Genomic DNA, 23,908 nt, shown 5'->3' with positions numbered 1-23,908 from the left:
AAATTAAATCATCAAGTTATAGGTTTTAATGCCGAAAACAATTAAGGATATACTCTTTAATGTAGGTTCGCAGATTTAATGGCATTAGTTCTTAACAGCAATATTGCTTCCATGAATGCACGCAGGCAACTGGCAGATAACGCCGGTAGCTTGAGCAATGCTATGGAGCGATTGTCATCTGGAAAGCGCATTAACAGCGCTAAAGACGACGCTGCAGGACTGGCTATTTCCAACCGTATGACATCTCAGATTCGTGGTGTGAATCAGGCTGTGCGAAATGCCAATGATGGTGTTTCAATGTTACAGGTAGCGGAAGGCGCACTGGATCAGAGCACGAATATACTTCAACGGATGCGGGAATTATCGGTACAGTCTGCTTCAGGTACCTATTCAAGTGGTGACCGTGGGGCGATCAATGCGGAATTTCAACAGTTATCCAAAGAGTTGGACCGAATCGCAGAAACAACCAGTTTTAATGGCCAGACAATTCTTGATGGCTCTCAGTCTGATGTAGCTCTACAGGTCGGTTCCGATTCAGATCAGACAATTTCTTTTCAGCTTCAGTCAATGGATTCTAAAACATTGGGGTTGAGTAGTGGTGCTGCTGGGCTTACCGGTGCTGAAATCAATATTGATAGTAATACCGGTAAATTAGCGACTGATCTGGGCCATGCGATTGCTATTAATGGTCAGAATATCGGGAACATCAACGCGGGTGATAGTTTAAACACCCTGTTAGAACGAATTAATGACGATATCGACGGTGTTAGTGCCAGTACTGTAATGGGTGTTACAGCGACATCTGTCGGTAATGGAGTTCTAATCGCTTCTGATAGTGTTACTTTGAAAGTGTTTGGGCTGGATGGCAGTGCCAGCACGTATACCGTTTCGTCTACAAATACCTTGGATGAGCTTGCTGAAAAAATTAATCTGCAAACGTCAGGTAAGTTACAGGCCACGGTAGATGACGGAAAGTTGGCTATTAACAGCGATTCTGTATCGACCATTTTAATTCAGGATTCAACTTCTGGAACTGCCAGTGGCTTTAATACGACGAGTATCAGCAATCAGGATATTGCCAATATAGTTGAAGGTCTGAATAGCTATTGGGTCAGTGAAGCTGAAGATAGAATCGAACAGTTTTTTGGAATTAAAGGTTCGGGTGAAGATATAACTTTGAATCTGTTTACTGATGCGCAGTTTGGTCAGGTAGCGTCGGTTAGCTGGACTATGGTTAACCCGGCGACAGGTGAGGCATTAGACTTATCTTTAAATATTGATTTAGCTGACTATGTTGGTATCACATTGCCGGATGGTGGCAGTGGAAATGCCAGCCTGGAGCGAGTTATTGCCCACGAAATGGTGCACGCAGTTATGGCTGTGACCATGGATTTAACTGATGTGGGTGGGGGCGTACGTATTACCGGCGGCGCTGCTTTGCCTGGATGGTTCACTGAGGGGGTTGCTGAGCTGATTCATGGTGCTGACGAAAGGGTGGTTCAGGAAAACAGTTATATAGATACTGAAGCTGAATTTGAAACGTTGTTTGATGCGACAAAGGCCAGTGGTTCACCTACTGATCCAGGTGGCTATTCTGTTGCATACCTTGCTGCGAAAATGTTGCAAGATGATATTTATGCCAATGACACTGATGGTATTAAGCTTTTATTCGATGAGTTGGAAACAGGTGATACTTTAGATCAGGCTATTCAGGATCTGAATGCTGCAGGTAAAACTCAGTTTACCGATCTTGCAGCTTTTGAAACGTATTTTCGAGCGAATGGTTTTGAGTACTCAACCGGCGCGGGGCCTTTTGCTAGTTCTACATTGAATCTGGTTGATGCGGATACCGGCTCAATTGGTGGCTCTGATTATGGTAATGCTTCATTAAGTTCGAGCAGTGTATTTGCAAATGTGGCGAACCAGCCTGCGCAGGATTTTAACCTGATTGTGCCGGATCAATATTCAGGGACTTATTTTACTGCGGATGCCCAACTTGTTTTATCAGCAGATGATGGCGGTGCTGTAACCGTTACCAAAACTGCCAGCGGATCAGATTTAGATCTTGAGAACTTTGGGTTTCGCGAGATAGCTAAACAGGGTGAGGTTGTTTCAGAAGGTCTTAATTCAACAGAGCAACAGACTGCCTTAGCTAAGGGTGATTTGATTATCAATGATATTGAAATCGCTAAAGTAGAATCGACTGGCGGTCTTATGGGTAAAATCGATGCCATTAATGCTGCGACCAGTGAGACGGGTGTTATTGCAAGTATTGTTGCCGATGAGTCTTTCCGGATAAGTAATGATTCAACCACCGCATATACAACCGCGGCTGGTGGTATCAGTATTGTGAACAATGGTGTCTTTGGTATCAATGGCGTGGGTATGTTGATTAATGCCAATGATACAGCTGCAGACATTGCTGCAACGATTAACAGTTACACATTTGCACACAGTGCCAGTGCCTATGTTAGTGATGAAGGCAAGCTACACGTGTTTTCAGAATCAGTTATGAATCTTGGCGACAGTGTCGGTGGCGCTTTAGTCACTGAGCTGGGATTTGTGAACAGCGGTGCTGCAGGAAATGGCTCAATTAAAATTCGGGGCGAAGAAGTCGCGTTAAGTGATTTAAGCGATGCGCAAACAATAGTGACAGAACTCAATGCTGCCAGTGGCAACACCGGTGTAACGGCTAAGCTGGATGATAATGGTGAGCTACAGCTTACGGGTAATACGGCAGTACGGATTTCGCTTGGTAATACAAATGGATTGCAAACCCTGGAGGCTTTGGGGATCAGTTTTGGCGTTAATGGTGGAGAAAACCTGTTTGATAATGATGGTGATAAGTTGCTGGGCGATGAAGTATTTATACTTGAAGCAAGAATAAAGCTGGCATCAGCCAGCGGCAATTCTATCAGTGTCGATGTGACTGATAATGGTAAAACTGCTACAGGCTTAGCGGATATGAATTCACTCTCTGGCAGTGGTTCGGGAAGTTCTTTAGCAGGCCAGTCGATTACCACCGCTGCTGGTGCTCAGAAAGCAATTGGTGTGATTGATAACGCAATTATCAGTATTGGTGAGACCCGCTCTGAAATAGGTGCGGTTATAAATAGGCTTGAATTTACTATTTCTAATCTGTCCAACGTTTCTGAAAATGCCAGTACGGCACGGTCGCGTATTTTAGATGCAGATTTCGCTTCAGAATCTGCTAATTTAAGCCGTGCTCAGATTCTTCAACAGGCAGGAACTGCTATGCTAGCCCAGGCGAATGCTGCGCCTCAACAAATACTCAGTTTATTACAATAACCATTTTGTATTCTTAAGTATTTCTTATTAGAAAAACAACCCGCCGGGGGACTGGCGGGTGTTTGCTAGCTTCAGCAAAAGATCATCAAACCTGCTGAATACAGTTACTGACAATATCGTTAGTATTGTGAAGCGCTGCTTAACCTTTAATGATAAAGATCACCAGTTGCTTAGGGCCATGGGCGCCCATCAGTAGTGTTTGTTCAATATCTGCGCTGCGCGAAGGACCGGTAATCATATTTACCGTGCGGGGTAGCTTCAGTAATCCGTCATCAGTCTGGCAATGGTTGCGCAGCTTCTTCCAGGCTTCTTCATATACGCCGAGAATATCTTTCTCGTGTAATACCACCAGATGATTATCTGGCAAGAAGTTAAGCGTTGTCGGGCTCTCCGGCCGTGAGTACAGCATTAGCGTGCCGGTTTCAGCAATGCCTGCAAAGCTGGTGGTCAGAGCGGCCATATCGCCGACCTGTGCCACTCTCTGCTGTCGGGCTGCGCTGATAACTGTCCAGTCCAGAGCTTCCAGTTGTGGGTCGCTGGCACAGATAAATTCGTTAAGATTCTGTGTTTTCAGCCAGTCATCGCAAGCGGCAGGCAATTGTTCCAGTGTGTCCAACTCAATTAGTTCAGCGGCGGCTTCTGTCGCCATGCTTTTAAACAGTTCTATCTGCTGTGGCTGAGGTAATTGTGCACGGGCCGGAATAATGTTGTCAGCCTTTGCTTTGAGCCGGTTCTGTACGGTTTGACGCTGCTCATCTGTTGGTATTTCACGGCCAAGGCCACGGTGGATATTGGCAAAAATTTCAGCACGGCTCATGAGGATTCTCCGTCAGTCTGGTTGGCGGCCTGGCGTTGTTTCCACTGCTGCATAAAGGTTTCACCCTGAGGAGCTGGCATGTCCCTGAAATCGGTCCAGCCACCTGCCAGCGGGATTTTCTCCAGCTTGCCTTTGTCGCCGCCAAAGCTGCTGTTGGCTAATAGCTTCAGCCCCCAGCTTGAAAGCTTGGTGAACTGACGATAAAGCGTTGGGCGTTTTGCTAAAAAGGCCCAGCTGCTAAGGCCGTAACGGGCTGCCTTAGGTGTCAGGTGTTTACTGAATTCATCTTCCCGCCAGTGACGCATTAGCTTAGGTAACGGAATACGTACCGGGCAGACGGACTCGCACTTTCCGCAAAAAGTTGAGGCGTTTGGCAGGGCTGCGCCTTTTTCAATGCCGATCATTTTCGGTGTCAGTACTGAGCCCATCGGGCCTGGGTACACCCAGCCGTAGCTGTGGCCACCAACAGCACCATACACCGGACAATGGTTCATGCAGGCTGAGCAACGAATACAGCGAAGCATATCCTGGAACTGGCTGCCGACCATTTCACTGCGGCCGTTATCTACCAGTACTACGTGGAAGTTTTCAGGACCATCCTGATCACCTTCGCGGCGCGGGCCCGATGACAGCGTGTTATAAACAGTAAACTCCTGCCCGGTTGCTGAACGGGCCAGCAAACGCAGGAACAACGTCATGTCTTCCAGTGTTGGCACCACTTTTTCGATAGAGGTGATGACGATATGGGTTTTTGGCAAGGTTTGGGTCAGGTCACCATTACCTTCGTTGGTGACAATAATGGTTGAGCCAGTTTCTGCGACACAGAAATTTGCGCCGGTAATTCCGACATCAGCAACGACAAACTTTTCCCGTAATGCATCCCGGGCTTCCTGCATCAGGGTAACCGGATCATCAGATTTCGGTTTGTTATGATGCTGGTGGAAGGCTTCAGAAACATCTTCCAGATTTAGGTGAATGGCCGGTGCGATGATATGACTTGGGTGATCGCCGCGCAGCTGTAAAATGTATTCGCCGAGGTCTGTTTCCACCGGCTGGATACCATTCTTTTCCAGATAATCGTTGAGTCCGGTTTCCTCAGAAACCATCGATTTACCTTTAGTGACGGTTTTGGCATTTACTTGTTGGCAGATGTCTAGAATGATCTGGTTAGCATCTTCACCGGTACGGGCCCAGTGAACATGGCCGCCATTTTCAGTGACTTTGCTTTCAAACTGTTCCAGATACAGATCCAGATGTTCAAGAATATGGTTTTTCAGATCCCGGCCCTGGTCTCGCAGGTCGTCAAATTCCGGCATGCGTTCCACGGCAATTGCGCGCTTGTGAGGAAAGCCCTGTTTCAGATTGCCCAACGCCTGTTGCAGGTTTTCATCCTGAAGCGCTTCGCTGGCACGTGCTTTGAAGAACGGAGTATTAATATCCATGATGTTATTTTGCCTCCTGTTCTGCTGTGATTGCTGAAGTTTTTAATTCAGAGCCTGTTAGTTCAGAGCTTTTTAATTCAGAAGCAAGTGCATAATTTTTAGCGGAAACGTTGTCTTTTAACTGGCGAACTTCTTGTTCGCCAATGCCTGGAATGTCGAGCATATCGGCAAGCAGTTCAACCACGTGACGGGCTTCAACCAATTCTCCTGGTGCATCTTTGGTTTGTCGCTGCAGTTTGCCTGCCATGTTCAGCAAGCAGCCAAGGTCGCCACCGACTAAGGTGTCGGCACCACTGTCATTAATGAATTCGGATTTGTTGCTTACCATCCGGTTGGATATTTCCGGGTATTTGACGCAGAAAGTGCCGCCAAAACCGCAACAGGTTTCAGCTTCAGTCATTTCCTCAATTTGCAGGCCGTCGATTTGTTTCAGTAGCTCTCTGGGCTGTTGTTTGATGCCTAGTTGTCGCAGGCCTGAGCATGAGTCGTGATAAGTAATCGTACGGGGAATACTTAATTGCTGTAATTGTTGTTGCAGGGCTTCCAGGCCAATAACGTCGAACAGGAAGCTGGTAATTTCATAGCTGCGATCCGCCAGTTCCTGCGCCAGTTGCTGGTAAGGATCTTCTTTATCAAATAGCTCAGGGTAATACTTAATCATGCCAACACAGGAACCGGAAGGCGCTACCAAATATTCATAACCGGCAAACGCATCAATAGTCATGCGGGCTATTTCCGCGCTGGTACGCCGGTCACCGGTGTTATAGGCAGGCTGGCCACAGCAGGTTTGCTGTTCCGGTACGCTGACGCGGCAGCCGGTTTGTTCCAGCAGTTTGACGGTGGCAAAACCAATGCTGGGACGAAACATATCTGCCAGACAGGTAATGAACAGACCGACATTCGGTGACGGCTTTTCTGATGGGTGTTGCTGAGGCATATGGCACTTCCCCGATAATGACGGTGGCAAACTTAAGCCGGAATTCCGTATATCGTTTTCTTGTTGTTGGCTCTTATCGATCCGGTCATGTAGCCGGTCTGTTTATGCACGATAGAGAAGGGGCGGATAAAAAGAAACGTTACCTGAAAAACCGGTCTGACCAATTTTGGTTTATACTCTCGGAATAAAAACGGGCCAGTCACAGATATACGGCTATTTCTGCTTTGAATTCAGGAAAGTGAAAGTATGGCTATTTCGCGTAGCGATCAGTTAGTACAGGACATAAAACAGGCGTTTTTCCGCGGCGAATATCTGCCCGGGCAGGCGTTGTCGTCACAGCGAAGCATGTCTGAAAGCCTTAGCTTGTCGCGTTCAACTGTACGTGAAGCCATGGGGCAACTGGAAAGTGAAGGCTTTATCAACGTACGGCCGGGTGGCAAAACATACTGTAATAACTTGCTGGAAGTTTGTTTCGATATGCCGCTGGAAGGGCTTGGCGATAATCCGGAGTTTCAGCAGCAGGTGCTCGAGGTTCGTGCGATGCTGGAAGGAGAGGCTGCATACTATGCTGCTCTGCGGGCTACAGATGCTCAGCTGGAGCGGGTTGATAAGGAATATCAGCAATTGCTGAAGCGGGATAAAGGCGAGACAACTTTAGCCAAGGCGAAGGAAGATCTGCGCTTTCATATGCTGATCGCAGAAGCATCTCAGCACTTATTAGTGGTGTCGTTCAGCGAAATTTTTTATAGCCGGTTTTTTAATGCGATTTACGGTGTGCTTTCCCGCACGCTGAAAAAACGTGGCCGTTATCCTGATGGTATTCGGGCCCAGCATGCCAGCATTCATCAGGCTGTTATGGCGCGGGATCCGGATGCTGCCAGAGAAGCTGCAACCAATCATATTCTCTATACGCTTAAGCAGCTGAGCGCGAATGAATAAGCGGAGGCTGTTGTGAGCCTGCAGACTGTCATAAAGACCTGGGATGGTAACGATACCGAAGCATTGAAAACGGCTTACCGGGAATATGTAGAGGCGCCGGATTTTGCCGATCAGTTAATTGCTTTATTAGCCTATGGGAACTGCCAGCCAGGGGCCAGCTGGTTATTAAAGTATGGGGCCGAACGGCAGACATCACCTGATCTGTCTGCTGAGCAGTTGGCGGATCTGTTGGCTCAGGCCGGACAATTGCAGAGCTGGCAGAGCCGGTTACATCTGCTGCAGATTTTGCCGCATATTCAGATTCCGGCTGAATCGGTAACAGTGCTGGAATATTGGTTACGGAGTGGGCTGCAGGACAGCAATAAATTCGTTCGTGCCTGGAGTTACGGTGGGTTTTATTTGCTGAGTGAGCAATATCCGCAGTACAGGGAAGAAGCAGATGCATTCATCCGAATAGCCATGAGGGATGAGGTGCCTTCAGTTAAGGCCAGATTACGGCAGCTGGGTATAAGTGCGTCTTAGAGGAAGTGAAGATAAAAGCGGGCCGTAAAGCCCGCTATCTGGCTATATTTAGCTGTTGTGCTTCAGCGGGCAGCTCTTGAACCCGAACAGACTATAAAGCGGGCAGTATCCGATAGCTGCTGTCAGCACTCCGATTATTCCTACCCAGCCCCAGGCTGTTTGCGGGCCAATAAATACCAGGCTGATTAATATCAGGCCTGCAATAAGTCGCAGGCTACGGTCCAGGTTTCCAAGATTTTTAGGCATGGGTGTCTCTCCTTTAGTTTTACCAGCAGTGTATATAGCTGGAAGGGGAGAGATCTGTGACTAAGTCACACAGCTTTTAACTGAGTAATTTATTACATAGCTGAATCATTTGCTTTGCTTCTGCAGCGTCTAAACCTGTATCGCAGAAAGCCTGTTTGGTGATGGCTTCACTGCGTTCAGAGATTTTTTGCCCTTCAGTTGTCAGCACAATCTGTTTTTGCCGTTCGCTGTCCGGACTGAGTTCACGCTTTATTAAACCTTTCTGTTCCAGGCGCTTTAAGAGAGGCGTCATAGTTGCTTTGCTTAGTCCAGCACGGTTAGCGAGCTGGCTAATGGAAACCTGATCCTCTTCCCAGAGCGCCATCAGCACGATGAACTGTGTATAGGTGAGATCTAAAGGTTCAAGTAACGGCCGATATATCGCGGTCATATGGCTTGAAGCAGAGTAGATTGCAAAGCAAAGCTGGTCATTTAACTTGGCTGCCGACAAAGTGTCTGATCCCTGATTGGTCAATGATGACAGATATTCTGATGGCTAATCATTAGACATGCAAGATTTGCTGACGTATAGTTAGTGTACTAACTATTCGTGAGCTAATAAATTTTGATTGATCGTTTGTTAATAGAAACGAGCTTTATATTTGCAGTTAAAGGGTGATGTCATGATTAAAAAATACAGTTCAATTTGTGCTTCGGTACTTATCTTTCAGTCAATGCCAGTCATTGCAGAATCTACAGCTGTGAAAACGGTTGATGCGTTCGAACAGGTATTCGGTGTAACCGCCGGTGAACGGCGTAACCACACCAAAGGGTTTTGTTTCACGGCAACATTAAGCCCGGCAGGCACTGCAATACAGCAGTACTCTGCAAGTCCTCTGTTTATACAGGACTCGCAGGTGATTGGCCGGCTTTCTCATAAGGGTGGAAATGCGCAAGCTGCTGATAACGTACCGGCAGAGTACGGAATGGGGCTTTCGATCAGCCTGAGTGATGGTAGGCAGCACCGAATGTCGATGAACACGCTGGATTTTTTCCCGGTTGCCACACCAGAAGCGTTTGCAGAGCTCATGCAGGCCAAAGCGCAAGGTAAGGCGGCAGTGAAAGCATTCAAAGCTTCAAATACTGACTTGCAGCGTTTCAGTGCGCATTCCAAACAAAAGACTACGCAACTGACACCTTATGAAGCTTCAACTTATAACAGTATCAACAGTTTTTATCTGGTTAGTGAAAAAGGTGAAAAAACAGCTGTCAGGTGGGCTTTTGTGCCAAGAGGCCTGCCAGGTATTGTTAAGCCACAAGCGCAAGATTTCTTTTATAAGAATATGCAGCAGAACATGTCTGACCAGCAGCTAGCCTGGGATATGGTTGTAACCTTTGCTAACCCGGATGATGTTGTTGATAACGCCGCAATAGCATGGACTGGAGATCATAAAACGCTGGTAGCGGCTACCTTGAAAGTGAATGCGGTGAGTGACCAGCATCCGGGAACGTGCGGCAACATTAATTATGATCCGCTATTACTGTCTGATGGTTTTCTTCCTTCGAACGATCCGCTTCTACAGGCCCGACGTGATGCGTATGCCGTTTCATTTGGCCGACGTCTGTCGGAGCAATAAGTAGAAGGCATTTTACCGGTCTGTTTCTCAGATCGGCTATTAAAATTATCACTGACCCCGGGAGGGCATAAATATGCAGCAGCAATGGCTAACCAGTTTGAAGACCGAGGACCCACAGGCAGGCTACGAGCTGGCGATAAAACTGGCGAGAATGGGAGTGAAATACACGCAGCCTAAGGATGAGGTGAGGCAAAAATTACGGCCGGTATACGAACAGGATGCAAATAGCTTAATTGCTTCCTCGCAGGTAATCGCAACGAACTTTCAGACGGTTGCGATGGCAAATAATTACTGGTCCTAAAGACGTTCGCATGACATAGCATGGCATTAAGATGGATACGTCATGCTATGTTATGAGGGCTTGCAGGCCGTCTCTGTCGAGCAATAAAACACTGCCGCGCTGGAGTTTGAGTAAGCCCTGCTTTTCCAGACTTTTCAGATGACGGCTAACTACTTCCCGGGCGCTGCCAATTTCTATGGCAATGAACTGATGAGTAGCGCTTAGCTGGTTTTTATAATCTGCATTATTCAGCAGGTAGCTAAGCAAGCGTTTATCGACACTTGCCAGCGTAATGCTTTCCAGCTGCTGCATCAGGTTAGCGAGTCGCTGGCTGAAACCGTCGAAAACGAATTCTCTGAAGCTTTCTGATTCCCCCAGTAAGCGCCGGAAATCCTGTAATGGAATAACCCGTGCTGTAACAGGGGATTCGCTGACGGCTTCCGCTGGAAAACTGTCATTACTGAGCAGGCAGGCAGTAGTGAGAACACAAATTTCACCGCTGTTAATTCTGTACAGAACCAGTTCCCGGCCTTCGCTGGAGCGGCCAAAAACTTTTACACAACCCTGAGTAATTACAAAACAATTCTCACAATGTTGCCCCTGCGTTAACAGTGCCTGATTGGCAGGCGCCTGAATCTCAGGATATTGCTGGATAACTTCAGGCAGCATAGCTTTACTCTGCTGTTTGGTGGCGCAGAATGATTTCGACAACCTTTTCCAGGCCTTCAACATCACCTTTGGTAAAACGTGACGTTTCCGGACTGTCTACATCGAGAACAGCAATGAGTTTGCCGTTACGGATCATTGGAATTACGACTTCAGACCTGGATTCTGCATCACAGGCAATATGTCCGGGAAATTCGTGCACATCAGCGACCAGTTGTGACTCCAGCGTTTCAGCAGCGGTGCCGCAAACACCTCTGCCAATAGGAATACGGGTGCAGGCAGGTTTGCCCTGGAATGGCCCCAGTACCAGTTCGTCGCCTTTGCGGATATAAAAGCCAGCCCAGTTAATATCTGGCAGGTACATCCAGAGCAGGGCAGAAGTGTTTGCCAGGTTGCTGATCCAGTTAGTTTCACCTTCTAGCAAACCGTCCAGTTGCGTATGTATATCCTGATATACCGGGTTCACGGGAGTACCTCTGCTGCTGATAATGAAAGCCTGATAATAGTAGTTTTGTTAACGGAGTGCAGCAGGCCACAGATATTTTTGGAGGGTAATTATCAGGGCATGATCAGGAGTACTTAGTAACATGTTGGAAATGTAAAAAAATCCTCCGCAGTATGCCCCGGCAGACTACCTCTTTAGAGAACAATCACGTACAATTCCGCGTTCATTTTTAGATACCGTACTGTCGTGTAGGTTCGTCGGCTGGCTTCCTGTCATTTCGTCGCACTGCACTCCTGTGCTTAAGTGGCCTCTGGTATGGGCCACCACTGAGAAAAAAAGGAAATTCAATGCCTATTATTACTCTTCCTGATGGGAGCAAACGTGAGTTTGCCAACCCGGTTACTGTTTTAGAAGTTGCTGCTGATATTGGCGCTGGCCTGGCTAAAGCCACGGTTGCCGGCCGTATTAATGGTGAGCTGGTTGACGCTTGCGAACTGATCACCACGGACGCTGACGTTGCTATCGTAACCCCACGGGATGAAGACGGTCTGCACATTATTCGTCACTCTTTTGCACACTTGTTAGGGCATGCGATGAAGCAGCTTTATCCTGATGTCAAAATGGCGATTGGTCCGGTTATTGAAAACGGTTTCTACTACGACGTATCCAGCGAACATCACTTCACACCGGATGACCTGGTGGTACTGGAAAAACGCGTACAGGAACTGATCAAAAAAGATTACGACGTTGTTAAAAAGATGACGCCGGTTGCTGAAGCGCGTCAGATCTTTGCTGATCGTGGTGAGGCGTTCAAAGTTGAGCTGATTGATGGTCTGGATGAGTCCGTGACTGAAGTTGGCCTTTACCACCACGAAGAATACATTGATATGTGTCGTGGCCCACACGTGGCTAACACCCGTGTACTGCGTTCATTCAAACTGATGAAAGTTGCCGGTGCTTACTGGCGCGGTAATTCTGAAAACGAAATGCTGCAGCGTGTATACGGCACCGCATGGCGTGATAAGAAAGAACTTAAAGCTTACCTGTTACGGTTGGAAGAAGCTGAAAAGCGTGATCACCGTAAACTGGGCAAGCAGCTGAACCTGTTCCACCTTCAGGAAGAAGCACCAGGTATGGTTTTCTGGCATCCGAATGGCTGGAAACTGTATCAGACTATTGAACAGTACATGCGTCTGAAGCAGCGTCAGCACGGTTACGACGAAATTAAGACGCCACAGGTTGTTGAACGTACTCTGTGGGAGAAATCCGGTCACTGGGATAAGTTCTCAGAAGAAATGTTTACCACGCATTCTGAAAGCCGTGATTTTGCGATTAAGCCAATGAACTGCCCATGTCACGTTCAGGTATTCAATCAGGGCCTGCGTTCTTACCGTGACCTGCCTTTACGTTTGGCTGAGTTTGGTTGCTGCCACCGTAATGAACCATCCGGTGCACTGCACGGTATTATGCGTGTACGTGGTTTTGTTCAGGATGATGCGCATATCTTCTGTGCTGAAGATGCAATTCAGGAAGAAGTTTCCCGTTTCATCAGCTTCCTGCACGAAGTGTATGCTGACTTCGGCTTTGAAGAAGTTATCTACAAACTGTCTACCCGACCTGAACAGCGTGTGGGGTCAGATGAAGTTTGGGACAAGGCTGAGAAAGCACTGGGCGATGCACTGGATTCAGCCGGTCTGGACTGGGCTGAATTACCAGGTGAAGGTGCCTTCTACGGACCTAAAGTTGAATTCTCTCTGAAAGATTGCCTGGGACGTGTATGGCAGTGCGGTACGATTCAGGTGGATTTCTCTATGCCAGGTCGTCTGAATGCACAATTTGTTAACGAAGCAGGTGAGCGTGAAACGCCGGTGATGTTACACCGTGCAATTTTGGGTTCATTTGAGCGCTTTATCGGAATTCTGATTGAAAACTCTGCGGGTGCATTACCTACCTGGTTAGCCCCTCAGCAAGTTGCAATTATGAATATTACCGATAAACAGGCAGATTATTGCCGTGAAATCGAAGAAAAGTTGCAAGAACTTGGATTCTTTGCTCAAGCGGACTTGAGAAATGAGAAAATCGGCTTTAAAATCCGCGAGCACACAATTTCTAAGGTTCCTTATTTGCTGGTTGTCGGTGATAAGGAAGTTGAAACCGGCACCGTGGCAGTACGCACCCGGACCGGTGAAGATCTCGGCACATTGTCGATTTCAGAGTTTTGTGATCACCTGGGGCAAGATGTTGCCAGCAAGGGTCGCAAAGTTTAGTTAATTTTTACGGAGATACCACTATCAAGCGCGATAACAGAAGAGGGCGCAATGAGCGGTCCAAACCGCCTATTAATGAAAACATCAGCGCCCGCGAGTGTCGACTGATTGGTCCCGATGGAACACAGTTAGGTGTAGTGCCTATTAAGGATGCCCTAGAGGCGGCCCAAGGTGTTGAACTTGACCTGGTTCAAATTTCTGATGCTGATCCTATCGTATGTAAGGTAATGGACTACGGTAAGTACCAGTACGAGAAGAAGAAAGAAGCAAATGCACAGAAGAAGAAACAAGTGCAGATGCAGGTCAAGGAAGTGAAATTCCGTCCGAATACGGAAGATGGGGATTATCAGGTAAAACTACGCAACCTGATACGTTTCCTGGAAGGTGGCGATAAGGCCAAGGTAACTTTACGTTTCCGCGGCCGTGAAATGGCACACCAGGAGTTAGGTATGAAGCTATTAAACCGGGTCGAACAAGACCTGGTCGAGCTTGGTACTGTTGAGCAGCGTCCAAAAATGGAAGGCCGCCAATTGACTATGGTCATAGCTCCGAAAAAGAAAAAGTAATCTCGGTTACTTCATAGATACCCGTACCACCTCTTCGGAGTAGGTGCGGGTTTTATTGTTGTCTGAGATGAAACATAACTAACGAATGCGTGGGGATTTAGTAATGTCTAAAATGAAATCTTGCAGCGGTGCTGCGAAACGTTTTAAAAAGACTGCAAATGGCTTCAAGCACAAGCAGTCTCACACAAGTCATATCCTGACTAAAAAGTCTACTAAGCGTAAGCGTCAGCTGCGTCCAATGCTGCAGGTTCATGCAGCGGACACTAAGCTGATCAAGCGTATGTTGCCTTATATCTAAGCTCGTAGTAGTCAAAAATTTTTAATTAGGAAGAAATAACATGGCACGTGTAAAACGTGGTGTAGTAGCACACCGTCGTCACAAGAAAATCCTGAAAAAAGCAAAAGGTTACTACGGCGCTCGCAGCCGGGTATTCCGCGTTGCTAAACAGGCAGTAATCAAAGCAGGTCAGTACGCATACCGTGACCGTCGTCAGCGCAAACGTCAGTTCCGCGCGCTGTGGATCGCACGTATCAACGCTGCTGCTCGCATCAATGGTTTGTCCTACAGCCGCTTTATCGCTGGTCTGAAGAAAGCATCTATCGAAATCGATCGTAAGGTGCTGGCTGATCTGGCTGTACACGAAGCGCATGTATTTGCTGCTATCGTCGAAAAAGCTAAAGCTGCACTGTAAGACACCCTTACCTTTTTAGGTAAGTTTTGATTGTGTAATAGGGGAAGGGTGCAAGCTCTTCCCCTATTTTTATTTGGAGCCGTAAATGGAAAACATTGAAATCCTGTTAGCAGAAGGCAAAGAAGCTGCTGAACAGGCCACAAGTACTCAGGACCTGGATCAGGTGCGTGTTCAGTATCTGGGTAAGAAAGGTCATCTTACCCAGCTATTGAAAGGCCTTGGCGCATTATCTGCCGAGGAACGCCCACAGGCGGGTGCTAAAATCAATGAAGCAAAACAGGCCCTGCAGGATGTATTGAACAGCCGTAAGCAGAACCTGGAATCAGCCGCTTTGGAAGCGAAGCTGGCTGAAGAAACGATCGATATCACACTGCCAGGCCGTGGTCAGTCGCAGGGTGGTTTGCACCCGGTGACAAAAACGCTGGAGCGGATTGAGTCGTTTTTTGCCCGTATCGGTTACAGCGTCGCTGAAGGTCCGGAAATCGAAGATGATTACCATAACTTCGAAGCGCTGAATATTCCGTCGCATCACCCTGCGCGTTCAATGCATGACACTTTCTTCTTCAATGCTAATACATTGCTGCGTACTCACACGTCTGGTGTGCAGGTGCGGACAATGGAAAGCGAAAAGCCGCCGATTCGTATTATCTGCCCGGGCCGTGTGTACCGTAATGATTACGATCAGACTCACTCGCCAATGTTCCATCAGGTTGAAGGCCTGATCGTTGATAAGAACATTAGCTTTGCAGATCTGAAAGGTACGCTGGAACAGTTCCTGCGTGAATTCTTTGAAGAAGATGTAAAAGTACGTTTCCGTCCTTCTTATTTCCCGTTCACTGAACCTTCAATTGAAGTAGATATTGATCGTGGTGACGGTAAGTGGATGGAAGTTCTGGGTTGCGGCATCGTCCATCCTAAAGTTTTCGAACACTCTGGTATCGACCCTGAAGAATATACCGGCTTTGCCTTCGGTATGGGTGTTGAGCGTCTTGCGATGCTCCGCTATGGCGTTAATGACCTGCGTCTGTTCTTCGAAAATGACTTGCGTTTCCTCGGCCAGTTTAACTGAGCCTGAGTGACTTAATTACGCTTACAGATATCGGATTATTACTATGAAATTCAGTGAAAAGTGGTTGCGGGAACTGGTTGATCCTGCGGTAGATACCCAGGGCATCGCCGACCAGATCACCATGGCAGGCCTTGAAGTAGATGAAGTATTGCCGGTTGCTGGTGAGTTCACCGGCGTTATTGTTGGTGAGATCATCAGTGCAGAGCAGCACCCTAATGCCGACAAACTGCGTGTTTGTCAGGTTAATAATGGCAGCGAGCAAGTCCAGGTTGTATGTGGCGCGCCAAATGCCCGTGCTGGTTTGAAGACTGCATTTGCAACTGTCGGTGCTGTGCTGGGAAGTCCTGATGGCAAAGACTTCAAAATCAAAAAAGCTAAGCTGCGTCAGGTGGAGTCATTCGGCATGTTGTGTGCTGAAAGCGAACTGAGCATCTCTGATGAAGGTGCTGGGATCATGGAACTGGCAGCTGATGCGCCAGTGGGTACCTGCCTGCGCGAATACCTGTCACTTGATGATCAGATCATCGACGTAGACCTTACGCCAAACCGTGGTGATTGCCTGTCTATTGCAGGTCTGGCCCGTGAAGTAGGTGTATTGAATAAAGCACCAGTTAGCTTCGTTGAAGTTGAACCTGTTGCACCGGCGATTGATGACACTTTCAGCATTGAGCTGGAAGCGCCTGCTGCCTGTCCGCGTTACCTGGGCCGTATTATCCGCAATGTGGATATGTCTGCTGAGACACCTTTGTGGATGGTTGAAAAGCTGCGCCGTTGTGGTGTTCGCAGCATTGATCCTGTGGTTGATGTAACCAACTATGTTCTGCTGGAGCTTGGTCAGCCAATGCACGCGTTCGATCTGAACACGTTGAACGGTTGCATCGTGGTTCGCTATCCTGAAGCCGGTGAGAAACTGACGCTGTTGGATGGCAACGAAGTTGAGCTGAGCAGTGAAACTCTGGTAATCGCCGATAAAGAACGTGTGGTTGCAATGGCAGGTATCTTCGGTGGTGAAGCGACCGGAGTTACCGCTGAGAGTAAAGATATCTTCCTTGAATGTGCTTTCTTCGATCAGATTGCGATCGCGGGTAAAGCGCGTTCTTACGGCCTGCATACAGATGCTTCACACCGCTACGAGCGTGGTGTGGACTGGCAACTGCAGCGTAAAGCCACTGAACGTGCCACACAGCTGTTATTAGACATTGTTGGTGGTGAAGCAGGCCCGGTTGTAGAAGCCGTGAGCGAAGCTGACTTGCCTAGCGACCGTCAGGTGACTCTGCGTCAGAGCAAAGTTAACCAGTTGCTGGCGTTTGAAATGCCAGTTGCGGAAATTGAAGAGATCCTGACCCGTCTGGGTCTGGAAATCGTTGAACGTGGTGAAGGTACCTGGACATTTGCAGTGCCATCTTACCGTTTTGATATCAGCATCGAAGTAGATCTGATTGAAGAACTGGCGCGGGTATACGGCTACAACAACCTGCCGGTTAAAGTTCCGACCGCTGAACTGAACATGATCGCCGACGATGAATCCAAGCTGGGCCTGCACGATGTGCGCCGCCAGCTGGTTGCGCGTGGCTATCAGGAAGCAATTACATACAGCTTCATTGAAAAGAACCTGGCTGCTCAGTTTGATGATCAGCATGAAGCGGTTGCACTGGCGAATCCTATCTCTGCAGAAATGGCGGTCATGCGTACCACTATTATGCCGGGGCTGGCGAAAGCACTACAGTACAACCAGAACCGTCAGCAGAGCCGTGTACGTCTGTTTGAGACAGGCCAGCGTTTTATTCCTAATGGCGACGAGCTGATTCAGGAAAACGTCATTGCAGGTATTATTAGCGGTCCACGTCTGGCTGAAGGCTGGGCAAGCGACGCAGCGCCGGTCGACTTCTATGACCTGAAAGGTGACGTTGAGTCTGTGCTGGCGTTAGGCGGTTCTCCTGAAGAGTTCACGTTTGTAGCTGCACGTCACGTTGCACTACATCCTGGTCAGTCTGCAGCGATCCAGCGTAACGGTGAAATCGTTGGCTATATGGGTGCTTTGCATCCTGAGCTGGTGAAGTCTTTAGGCCTCAACGGTGCTGTATTCGTATTTGAGATCAATCAGGCTTCTGTGCTGGACGGAAAGCTACCACGCTTTGACAGCCTGTCTAAATTCCCTGAAACCCGTCGTGATCTGGCATTACTGGTTGACGAGAAAATCAGCTTCGAATCGATTCGTGAAGTTGCCAGCCAGCAGGGCGGTGAATTCCTCAAATCGGTGACCTTGTTTGATGTTTATCAGGGTAAAGGTGTTGAACCGGGGCAAAAAAGCTTGGCTCTTGGCTTGACGTGGCAGCATCCATCGCGCACTCTTAATGATGAAGAAATCAACGAAGTCATTGATTTTGTTGTGTCTGAACTGCAGAAACAGTTCGGTGCTATATTACGAGAGTAATCGATAGGGGTAAGTTTCATGAGTTCTTTAACGAAAGCTGAAATGGCCGAACGTCTGTATGAAGAACTTGGCCTTAACAAGCGTGAAGCCAAAGATATTGTCGAAGCATTCTTTGAAGAGATTCGCAGCAGCCTGGCAAATAATGAGCAGGTAAAGCTGTCGGGCTTCGGGAATTTTGATCTACGTGACAAACGGCAACGGCCGGGTCGTAATCCAAAAACGGGAGAAGAGGTGCCTATCTCTGCCCGTCGGGTTGTGACCTTTAAGCCGGGACAGAAATTAAAGGACCGTGTTGAGGCCTATGACGGCGACTGAACCCAGCTACGAAGATCAATCACCCATACCAAATAAGCGCTACTTCACCATTGGTGAAGTAGCGTCTTTATGTGATCTCAAACCTCATGTCCTGCGCTATTGGGAGCAGGAGTTTGAACAGATCAGCCCGGTTAAGCGTAACAACCGGCGCTATTATCAGCGTCAGGATGTTCTGATTATCCGCCAGATCCGTGGTTTGCTCTACGATCAGGGTTACACCATCAGTGGTGCCCGCCAATGGTTTAGCGGTGAACAGGCCGGTGATGATTCAGGCAAATATAAGCAACTGCTTCGGCAGATGATTAATGAGCTTGAAGATATCAACAAACAGCTTAAATCCTCATAATTTTTATCTTTTAATAATCATTAAGTTGGCGTATTATCACGCCCACTTTCTTGGCCGTTCTAGGTCATCGTCGGGATGTAGCGCAGCTTGGTAGCGCACCTGCATGGGGTGCAGGGGGTCGGAGGTTCGAATCCTCTCATCCCGACCATCTTCCCCTGAATCTTTCAAAATACAGATATAACTCTCTTTTATATCGTTTTTTCTGATCCTGAAATACAGTGGGAATTAACAGGTATTTATTCGTTTAAAAGATGATTTCCAGAACAGGTGTTTCTGATGCTAGTTGTCTGAATGTCCGTGCCTTTTTCGTTGTAGTAACAACCGTAATCAACGTATTTTTGCTATCTGTTTTAGGTTGTTGCCAGTACGTTACGCGTTTCCAAAAATCATCTTCGCAAACGCTGGATACACCTTCTCCTAAATATCTTTAGAGCAGTGTTCTTCGGGCTTGATATACTCACCTCTGTCATAAAGCGCCGGGTATTTGTTTTGTGGCGTATAAAGTTCTGTACAGCTAACTCTGAATATTCAGTATTGGCTGTAGATCTGAGATCGGTTGTAAGAAGGGGAAGGGTGTGGAGCAGGAAAAGCATGACGGCGTGGTAAATGCGCCTAAAAAGGTATTGGTATTGTTCGCACATCCTTCGTTACGCCGTTCAGAGGTGAATGCACCGCTGTTTAATGTGGCGGATAACCTTGATGGTGTCACCTTTATCGATTTATACGCTGAGTACCCAACCTTTCATATTGATATCGACCGGGAGCAGAAGCGTCTGCTGGCCCATGACGTCGTTATTTTTCAGTTCCCTCTGTATTGGTATTCCACACCTTCCATTTTAAAAGAGTGGCAGGATTTGGTGCTGGAGTATGGCTTTGCATATGGCACCGGCGGCACGGCATTGCAGGGCAAGGTTTTTATGTGCGCGATCACTGCGGGAGGTAAGGAGGATTATTACCGGGCAGAAGGTTTTAATCATTTTAATATCCGCGAATTACTGCACCCTCTGGAGCAAATGTCGAACTTAGTCGGTATGCGTTATTTGGCGCCTTATGCGTTGTTTGGTGCCCGTACTGCGGTGGAAGATTGCCGGGTAAAAAAGCATGCGGATGGTTACCGTCAGCTGCTGACTGCTTTGGTTGACGATGTGTTAGATCTGGATGTTGTGGCTGAGCATGAAACGGTGAATGCGGCAAACCTCGGCAGCATGATGAAAGGAGCAAGCGAATGACCGGTATATTTTTGCAGGCTTTTATTTATCTGGTGGCTGCAGTAATTGCGGTGCCAATAGCTAAGCGCTTTGGCTTAGGTTCGGTATTGGGATATTTGATTGCAGGTGTGGTGATCGGGCCGGTAGTTGGACTCGTGGGCGATGAAACAATAACGATTCAGCACTTCGCCGAGTTTGGTGTCGTGATGATGCTGTTTTTGGTTGGCTTAGAGCTTGAACCAAAGATGCTGTGGGCAATGCGTAACCGTTTGATGGGGTTAGGTGGTTTGCAGCTTGGCCTGACCGCTGCAGCGGTTATGGGAGTTGCGTTATTTTTTGATCAGCAGTGGAGCATCGCGCTGAGTATCGGTCTGATATTTGCCCTGTCTTCCACTGCTATTGTGTTGCAAACCTTTAACGAGAAAGGGCTGACGAAAACAGAGGGTGGGCGGAACGCGTTTTCAGTTCTGCTGTTTCAGGATATAGCTGTGATTCCGATGTTGGCGTTTATTCCATTGCTGGCATTACCGGAGTTGGTGGCGAAAGCGCAGAGTGCGGCTGCCAGTGCTGCTGAGCATCATGAAGAAATGAGCCTTGTGGCAGGCTTGCCCGGATGGGCAATGGGCATTGTGATTACAGCCAGCATTGCTGGGGTAGTTGTCGGCGGGCACTTTTTGAGTCGCCCTTTGTTTCGCTTTGTTGCCAGTTCAGGTTTACGGGAGATTTTTACCGCCACGGCGTTGATGCTGGTGATAGGTATAGCGGCATTGATGAGCCTGGTCGGTTTATCACCGGCGCTTGGGACTTTTCTGGCAGGGGTGGTGCTGGCGAACAGTGAGTTCCGTCATGAGCTGGAATCGAACATAGAGCCGTTTAAAGGTTTATTGCTAGGCTTGTTCTTTATTACTGTTGGTGCAGGCATTAACTTTGGCATTTTATTCGATGATTTTGCGCTGATCATCGGGCTAACGCTTGGGGTGATGCTGGTAAAAGCCTTGGTGTTACTGCTGTTAAGTGTGATTTTTAAAATTAAAGGCTCTGGCCGCTGGCTGTTTGCATTGAGCCTTGCGCAGGCCGGTGAGTTCGGATTTGTGTTGTTGAGCTTTACCACACAAAACTACGTGCTTCCGATGGAGATCTTTCAGTTACTGTCACTGGTTGTCGCGCTGTCTATGTTTCTCACGCCGGGCTTATTCATTTTGTATGACAAGGTGATTTTGCCCCGTTATGAACACGCGTCGAATGATAGGGAAGCCGACGAGATTGATGAAAAAGGTACTGTGATTATTGCCGGTGTTGGCCGCTTTGGGCAGGTAGTTAATCGCTTACTGACGGCAAATGGTGTGAAAACTGTGGTGCTTGATTATGAAGCTTCACAGGTTGAAAACCTTCGTCAAATAAATATTAAAAGCTACTTTGGCGATGCGACACGCCCAGATCTGCTGCATACGGCAGGTATTGATGGTGCATCGATGCTGGTTGTTTCTATGGATAACCAGGAGGCCACCACAGAGCTTGTGAAGTATGTGAAACATACCTATCCACAGGTTAAAGTGATTGCCCGTGCGTTTGATCGCCGCCATTTCTACATGCTCCGGCAGGCGGGGGCAGATTATGTGGAGAAAGAAACCTTCCACTCGGCATTAGAAGTAGGGTCGCAGGCTTTGCGTTGCCTGGGTGTGCATCCCTTCCTGGTTGAGCAGCAGAAAGTTAAGTTTAAGCGCATTGAAGACACCAGTTCAGACAAACTATATGAGACCTGGTTAGGCGGAGAAGAGTCTCAGTCATACGACATGCACTTCCGGCATTTGTTTATCCAGTTTGAAGAAACCATCCGGGCGGCGATGGATGAAGATCATATGGACAGGCATGGTTTGTCTGAACGGGAATGGACGCCGCCGCCTAAGGATTATCTGGATGATTTTAGTGATGAAAGCAAACCAACTGATAGTGAGAAACCCGTTTGATGAAACTGATGCAGTTAAGTCCGGTTTTAAGTCATTTTGCGCCTGTTAAGTGTTAAGTGCTAAGTGTTAAGTGTTAGGCGATTTAGGAATTATGATGAAGCGCGAATGGGTTTGTAGTGAGTGTGAACAGGTTAATCAACAGAATACTGCTGAGTGTATTGGTTGTGGTGCTAACGCTGAGCTGAGCGGTGTAGATATGGAAGCTGGTACTGGAGCTTATACTGAGGTGTTACTTGGTAACGATACTACTGAGCTAAAAGCTACGAGGCCAAAAACTACTGAGCCAGAAGCTAATGAGTCAGTAGTTTCTGAACCTGTGAAGGCTGCTCCTGAGCCTGAGCAAGCTCCAGAAGGTGCTTTGGAACTTTGGTTGGCGGGCATCACCATGGGAACCAGTGAGCAGGCCAGGCCGTTAGCACTGGCAAGTATCTTAGTAACCGCAGGGTTATTTATCTTCCTTTTTATTAAAGCTCTGCTGTCAGAAAACAGCCTGCCGTTGTATGCCTATGCAGCGCCAATTCTTCCTTATATGGGCTGCAAAATTATGTATGACGTAATGCACGGAAAAGCTGTGTACATGCGGGTTGGGTTGCTGAGTAATAAAGTACGGGAAGTGACGGCCAGCTATAAAAATGTATATTCGCGGTTTTTAATGCTGGTTCTGGCACTGGTTTATATCTTAGGCGGTTTTTATCTTCTCAGGTTGTAGCGTTTGGTAGCATCTGTTGTTGCTTGCCGGTCAGGCTGCTTTGTATTTGTAGCGCTTCAGCCTTACTTTGAAAGTCATCTTTATAGAGTAAGCAGAGGCTGCTTAGGCTTAAGTTTATTTTTTGAATAAAACTTTTTGTTGTAAGTACTGTTGTAAGCACTGTTGCAGGTGCTGTTGAGCTAATTTTTTTCAGTTTGGTCACTAATTCGCAAGCTTAAACATATGTTTCATTTATCTCATACTGGGATATTTGGAGTTGATATGTTTCTTCATTCATCGAATCATCTCAGTTTTACATTGCTGGTTTCTTTAAGTTGTATTAGCCGTAAGCACCCTAAAAGATGGATTTTAAATGGAGAGGTCCAGAATGTTGGTAGGCGTTCGTAATTGCTTCGCTTTTATTTGGCTTTGCTTATGTTCAGTGGTAGTTGCTGCAGAAGATGTTATTGAGCTGTACGCTGTCGATTATCCTCCTTACATGATTGTTTCAGACGTTAACAATATATCTGGAATAGATGTCGATGTTACCCGGGAAGCATTCGCGGCTGTGGGTATTACTGCAAAAATTAATACTGCGCCCTGGAAACGGGTACTGAAGAACCTTGAGCATGGTCGGGTTTTGGGCGCGCTGAGTTGCTCGAAACGGCCTGACAGGGTTAGCTTTATGCTATTTAGTGATCAGGTGAGCGAGGCTAACCAAGTGGCGGTGATGTCTAAAGGGTTAGATGATCGTAAGCTGGTGAACTTCCAGGACCTTAGTAACTTTAAGGTAATAGCCGTTGAGGGGTGGGGGATTCAGCGTGAGCTGGTGCGTAAGAATATTCCTCACACTACAACTGCAGAAATGGACAACGGAATTAAGTCGGTTGTTTATCGTGATATTGACGTTTTTTATAGTGGCGAGCTAACCACTTTGTATCGTGCCGGGCAGTTAGGCATACAGGACGATATAAAAATAAAAAGATTTACTGATAAGGAAAGTTCTTCTTTTCATCTCTGTTTGAGCAAAGGTTACCCTGATTCGCAGCGTTTGCTGCAGTTGTTTAATACCGGTCTGGCAAAAATAAAAGCTTCCGGCAGGTTTGACGCTATTTATGAGCAGTATTTATAAAATGC

25 protein-coding genes and 1 tRNA gene are annotated in these 23,908 nt (G+C 47.4%); 18 read left to right on the top strand and 8 right to left on the bottom strand.

The features are described 5' to 3' along the window. The first annotated feature begins 78 nt into the window (after positions 1-78). The gene (locus OCU49_RS17405; protein WP_261841827.1) at positions 79-3,309 is read left to right on the top strand and encodes a flagellinolysin; all 3,231 of its coding nucleotides are present in this window, start codon (positions 79-81) and stop codon (positions 3,307-3,309) included. Between the two features lie 139 nt (positions 3,310-3,448). Here OCU49_RS17405 and OCU49_RS17400 read toward each other — a convergent pair whose 3' ends face one another. Genes OCU49_RS17400 through OCU49_RS17390 form a run of 3 tightly spaced genes read right to left on the bottom strand, consistent with a single transcriptional unit; the run spans position 3,449 to position 6,505 of the window. After that, entirely contained in the window at positions 3,449-4,126 is a 678-nt protein-coding gene (locus OCU49_RS17400; RefSeq protein WP_261841826.1) for a LutC/YkgG family protein, read from the bottom strand. Then, on the bottom strand, positions 4,123-5,568 hold the full coding sequence (locus tag OCU49_RS17395; RefSeq protein ID WP_261841825.1) for a LutB/LldF family L-lactate oxidation iron-sulfur protein: 1,446 nt from the start codon (positions 5,566-5,568) through the stop codon (positions 4,123-4,125). Before OCU49_RS17395 ends, OCU49_RS17400 begins: the two co-directional genes overlap by 4 nt. Before the next feature lie 4 nt (positions 5,569-5,572). Further along, positions 5,573-6,505 carry a (Fe-S)-binding protein gene (locus OCU49_RS17390; protein WP_261841824.1) on the bottom strand — a complete coding sequence of 311 codons (933 nt, stop codon included), beginning with the start codon at positions 6,503-6,505 and terminating at the stop codon, positions 5,573-5,575. Between the two features lie 246 nt (positions 6,506-6,751). Here OCU49_RS17390 and OCU49_RS17385 point away from each other — a divergent pair, with 246 nt between their 5' ends. Continuing rightward, positions 6,752-7,444 (top strand): FadR/GntR family transcriptional regulator, encoded by a 693-nt coding sequence (locus tag OCU49_RS17385; protein ID WP_261841823.1) that lies wholly within the window; start codon positions 6,752-6,754, stop codon positions 7,442-7,444. A gap of 12 nt (positions 7,445-7,456) precedes the next feature. After that, positions 7,457-7,966: a hypothetical protein gene (locus OCU49_RS17380; RefSeq protein WP_261841822.1), complete on the top strand. Its 510-nt coding sequence runs from the start codon at positions 7,457-7,459 to the stop codon at positions 7,964-7,966. 48 nt (positions 7,967-8,014) lie between these two features. Here the strand turns inward: OCU49_RS17380 and OCU49_RS17375 are convergent, their stop codons facing one another. Both OCU49_RS17375 and OCU49_RS17370 read right to left on the bottom strand, forming a co-directional pair. Beyond that, positions 8,015-8,212 (bottom strand): YgaP family membrane protein, encoded by a 198-nt coding sequence (locus OCU49_RS17375; protein WP_261841821.1) that lies wholly within the window; start codon positions 8,210-8,212, stop codon positions 8,015-8,017. A 76-nt stretch (positions 8,213-8,288) separates the two neighbouring features. Beyond that, complete coding sequence (locus OCU49_RS17370; RefSeq protein ID WP_261841820.1) at positions 8,289-8,642, bottom strand: MarR family winged helix-turn-helix transcriptional regulator; 354 nt, start codon at positions 8,640-8,642, stop codon at positions 8,289-8,291. Positions 8,643-8,874: 232 nt separating this feature from the next. On the opposite strand from OCU49_RS17370, the gene OCU49_RS17365 reads away from it, so the two are divergent. Beyond that, complete coding sequence (locus tag OCU49_RS17365; RefSeq protein ID WP_261841819.1) at positions 8,875-9,828, top strand: catalase family protein; 954 nt, start codon at positions 8,875-8,877, stop codon at positions 9,826-9,828. Positions 9,829-9,901: 73 nt separating this feature from the next. Beyond that, positions 9,902-10,129 (top strand): hexameric tyrosine-coordinated heme protein, encoded by a 228-nt coding sequence (locus tag OCU49_RS17360; protein ID WP_261841818.1) that lies wholly within the window; start codon positions 9,902-9,904, stop codon positions 10,127-10,129. 45 nt (positions 10,130-10,174) lie between these two features. On the opposite strand, the gene OCU49_RS17355 is transcribed toward OCU49_RS17360, so the two are convergent. Both OCU49_RS17355 and msrC read right to left on the bottom strand, forming a co-directional pair. Continuing rightward, the gene (locus OCU49_RS17355) at positions 10,175-10,777 is read right to left on the bottom strand and encodes a Crp/Fnr family transcriptional regulator (protein ID WP_261841817.1); all 603 of its coding nucleotides are present in this window, start codon (positions 10,775-10,777) and stop codon (positions 10,175-10,177) included. A 4-nt stretch (positions 10,778-10,781) separates the two neighbouring features. Beyond that, a complete protein-coding gene (gene msrC / locus OCU49_RS17350) occupies positions 10,782-11,240 on the bottom strand; it encodes a free L-methionine (R)-S-oxide reductase MsrC (RefSeq protein ID WP_261841816.1) in 459 nt (152 codons plus the stop codon). A 326-nt stretch (positions 11,241-11,566) separates the two neighbouring features. On the opposite strand from msrC, the gene thrS reads away from it, so the two are divergent. From thrS to OCU49_RS17290, 12 genes are all read left to right on the top strand, one after another. After that, entirely contained in the window at positions 11,567-13,486 is a 1,920-nt protein-coding gene (gene thrS / locus OCU49_RS17345) for a threonine--tRNA ligase (protein WP_261841815.1), read from the top strand. A gap of 23 nt (positions 13,487-13,509) precedes the next feature. After that, positions 13,510-14,052: a translation initiation factor IF-3 gene (gene infC, locus OCU49_RS17340; protein WP_261845253.1), complete on the top strand. Its 543-nt coding sequence runs from the start codon at positions 13,510-13,512 to the stop codon at positions 14,050-14,052. 103 nt (positions 14,053-14,155) lie between these two features. Continuing rightward, on the top strand, positions 14,156-14,350 hold the full coding sequence (gene rpmI, locus OCU49_RS17335; protein ID WP_261841814.1) for a 50S ribosomal protein L35: 195 nt from the start codon (positions 14,156-14,158) through the stop codon (positions 14,348-14,350). Between the two features lie 40 nt (positions 14,351-14,390). Next, the gene (gene rplT / locus OCU49_RS17330) at positions 14,391-14,744 is read left to right on the top strand and encodes a 50S ribosomal protein L20 (RefSeq protein WP_261841813.1); all 354 of its coding nucleotides are present in this window, start codon (positions 14,391-14,393) and stop codon (positions 14,742-14,744) included. 85 nt (positions 14,745-14,829) lie between these two features. Continuing rightward, on the top strand, positions 14,830-15,813 hold the full coding sequence (gene pheS / locus OCU49_RS17325; protein ID WP_261841812.1) for a phenylalanine--tRNA ligase subunit alpha: 984 nt from the start codon (positions 14,830-14,832) through the stop codon (positions 15,811-15,813). A 43-nt stretch (positions 15,814-15,856) separates the two neighbouring features. Continuing rightward, entirely contained in the window at positions 15,857-18,247 is a 2,391-nt protein-coding gene (gene pheT, locus OCU49_RS17320; protein ID WP_261841811.1) for a phenylalanine--tRNA ligase subunit beta, read from the top strand. Between the two features lie 18 nt (positions 18,248-18,265). After that, complete coding sequence (gene ihfA / locus OCU49_RS17315; protein ID WP_261841810.1) at positions 18,266-18,562, top strand: integration host factor subunit alpha; 297 nt, start codon at positions 18,266-18,268, stop codon at positions 18,560-18,562. Beyond that, positions 18,549-18,908: a MerR family transcriptional regulator gene (locus OCU49_RS17310; RefSeq protein ID WP_261841809.1), complete on the top strand. Its 360-nt coding sequence runs from the start codon at positions 18,549-18,551 to the stop codon at positions 18,906-18,908. Before ihfA ends, OCU49_RS17310 begins: the two co-directional genes overlap by 14 nt. Positions 18,909-18,979: 71 nt before the next feature. Then, positions 18,980-19,056: transfer RNA gene (locus OCU49_RS17305), tRNA-Pro, on the top strand. A gap of 427 nt (positions 19,057-19,483) precedes the next feature. After that, the gene (locus OCU49_RS17300; RefSeq protein ID WP_261841808.1) at positions 19,484-20,137 is read left to right on the top strand and encodes an NAD(P)H-dependent oxidoreductase; all 654 of its coding nucleotides are present in this window, start codon (positions 19,484-19,486) and stop codon (positions 20,135-20,137) included. Further along, positions 20,134-22,083, top strand: a complete 1,950-nt coding sequence (locus OCU49_RS17295; RefSeq protein ID WP_261841807.1) for a monovalent cation:proton antiporter-2 (CPA2) family protein — start codon at positions 20,134-20,136, stop codon at positions 22,081-22,083. Before OCU49_RS17300 ends, OCU49_RS17295 begins: the two co-directional genes overlap by 4 nt. 91 nt (positions 22,084-22,174) lie before the next feature. Further along, complete coding sequence (locus OCU49_RS17290) at positions 22,175-22,792, top strand: hypothetical protein (protein ID WP_261841806.1); 618 nt, start codon at positions 22,175-22,177, stop codon at positions 22,790-22,792. On the opposite strand, the gene OCU49_RS17285 is transcribed toward OCU49_RS17290, so the two are convergent. Further along, on the bottom strand, positions 22,782-22,994 hold the full coding sequence (locus tag OCU49_RS17285) for a hypothetical protein (RefSeq protein ID WP_261841805.1): 213 nt from the start codon (positions 22,992-22,994) through the stop codon (positions 22,782-22,784). The two genes, OCU49_RS17290 and OCU49_RS17285, sit on opposite strands and share 11 nt — an antisense overlap. A gap of 150 nt (positions 22,995-23,144) precedes the next feature. Here OCU49_RS17285 and OCU49_RS17280 point away from each other — a divergent pair, with 150 nt between their 5' ends. Then, on the top strand, positions 23,145-23,903 hold the full coding sequence (locus OCU49_RS17280) for a transporter substrate-binding domain-containing protein (protein WP_261841804.1): 759 nt from the start codon (positions 23,145-23,147) through the stop codon (positions 23,901-23,903). Positions 23,904-23,908 lie beyond the last annotated feature (5 nt).

This window comes from Aliamphritea ceti, assembly GCF_024347215.1.
In the GTDB taxonomy this organism is placed as follows: domain Bacteria; phylum Pseudomonadota; class Gammaproteobacteria; order Pseudomonadales; family Balneatricaceae; genus Amphritea; species Amphritea ceti.
This window is presented reverse-complemented; position numbering and strand designations above follow the sequence as displayed.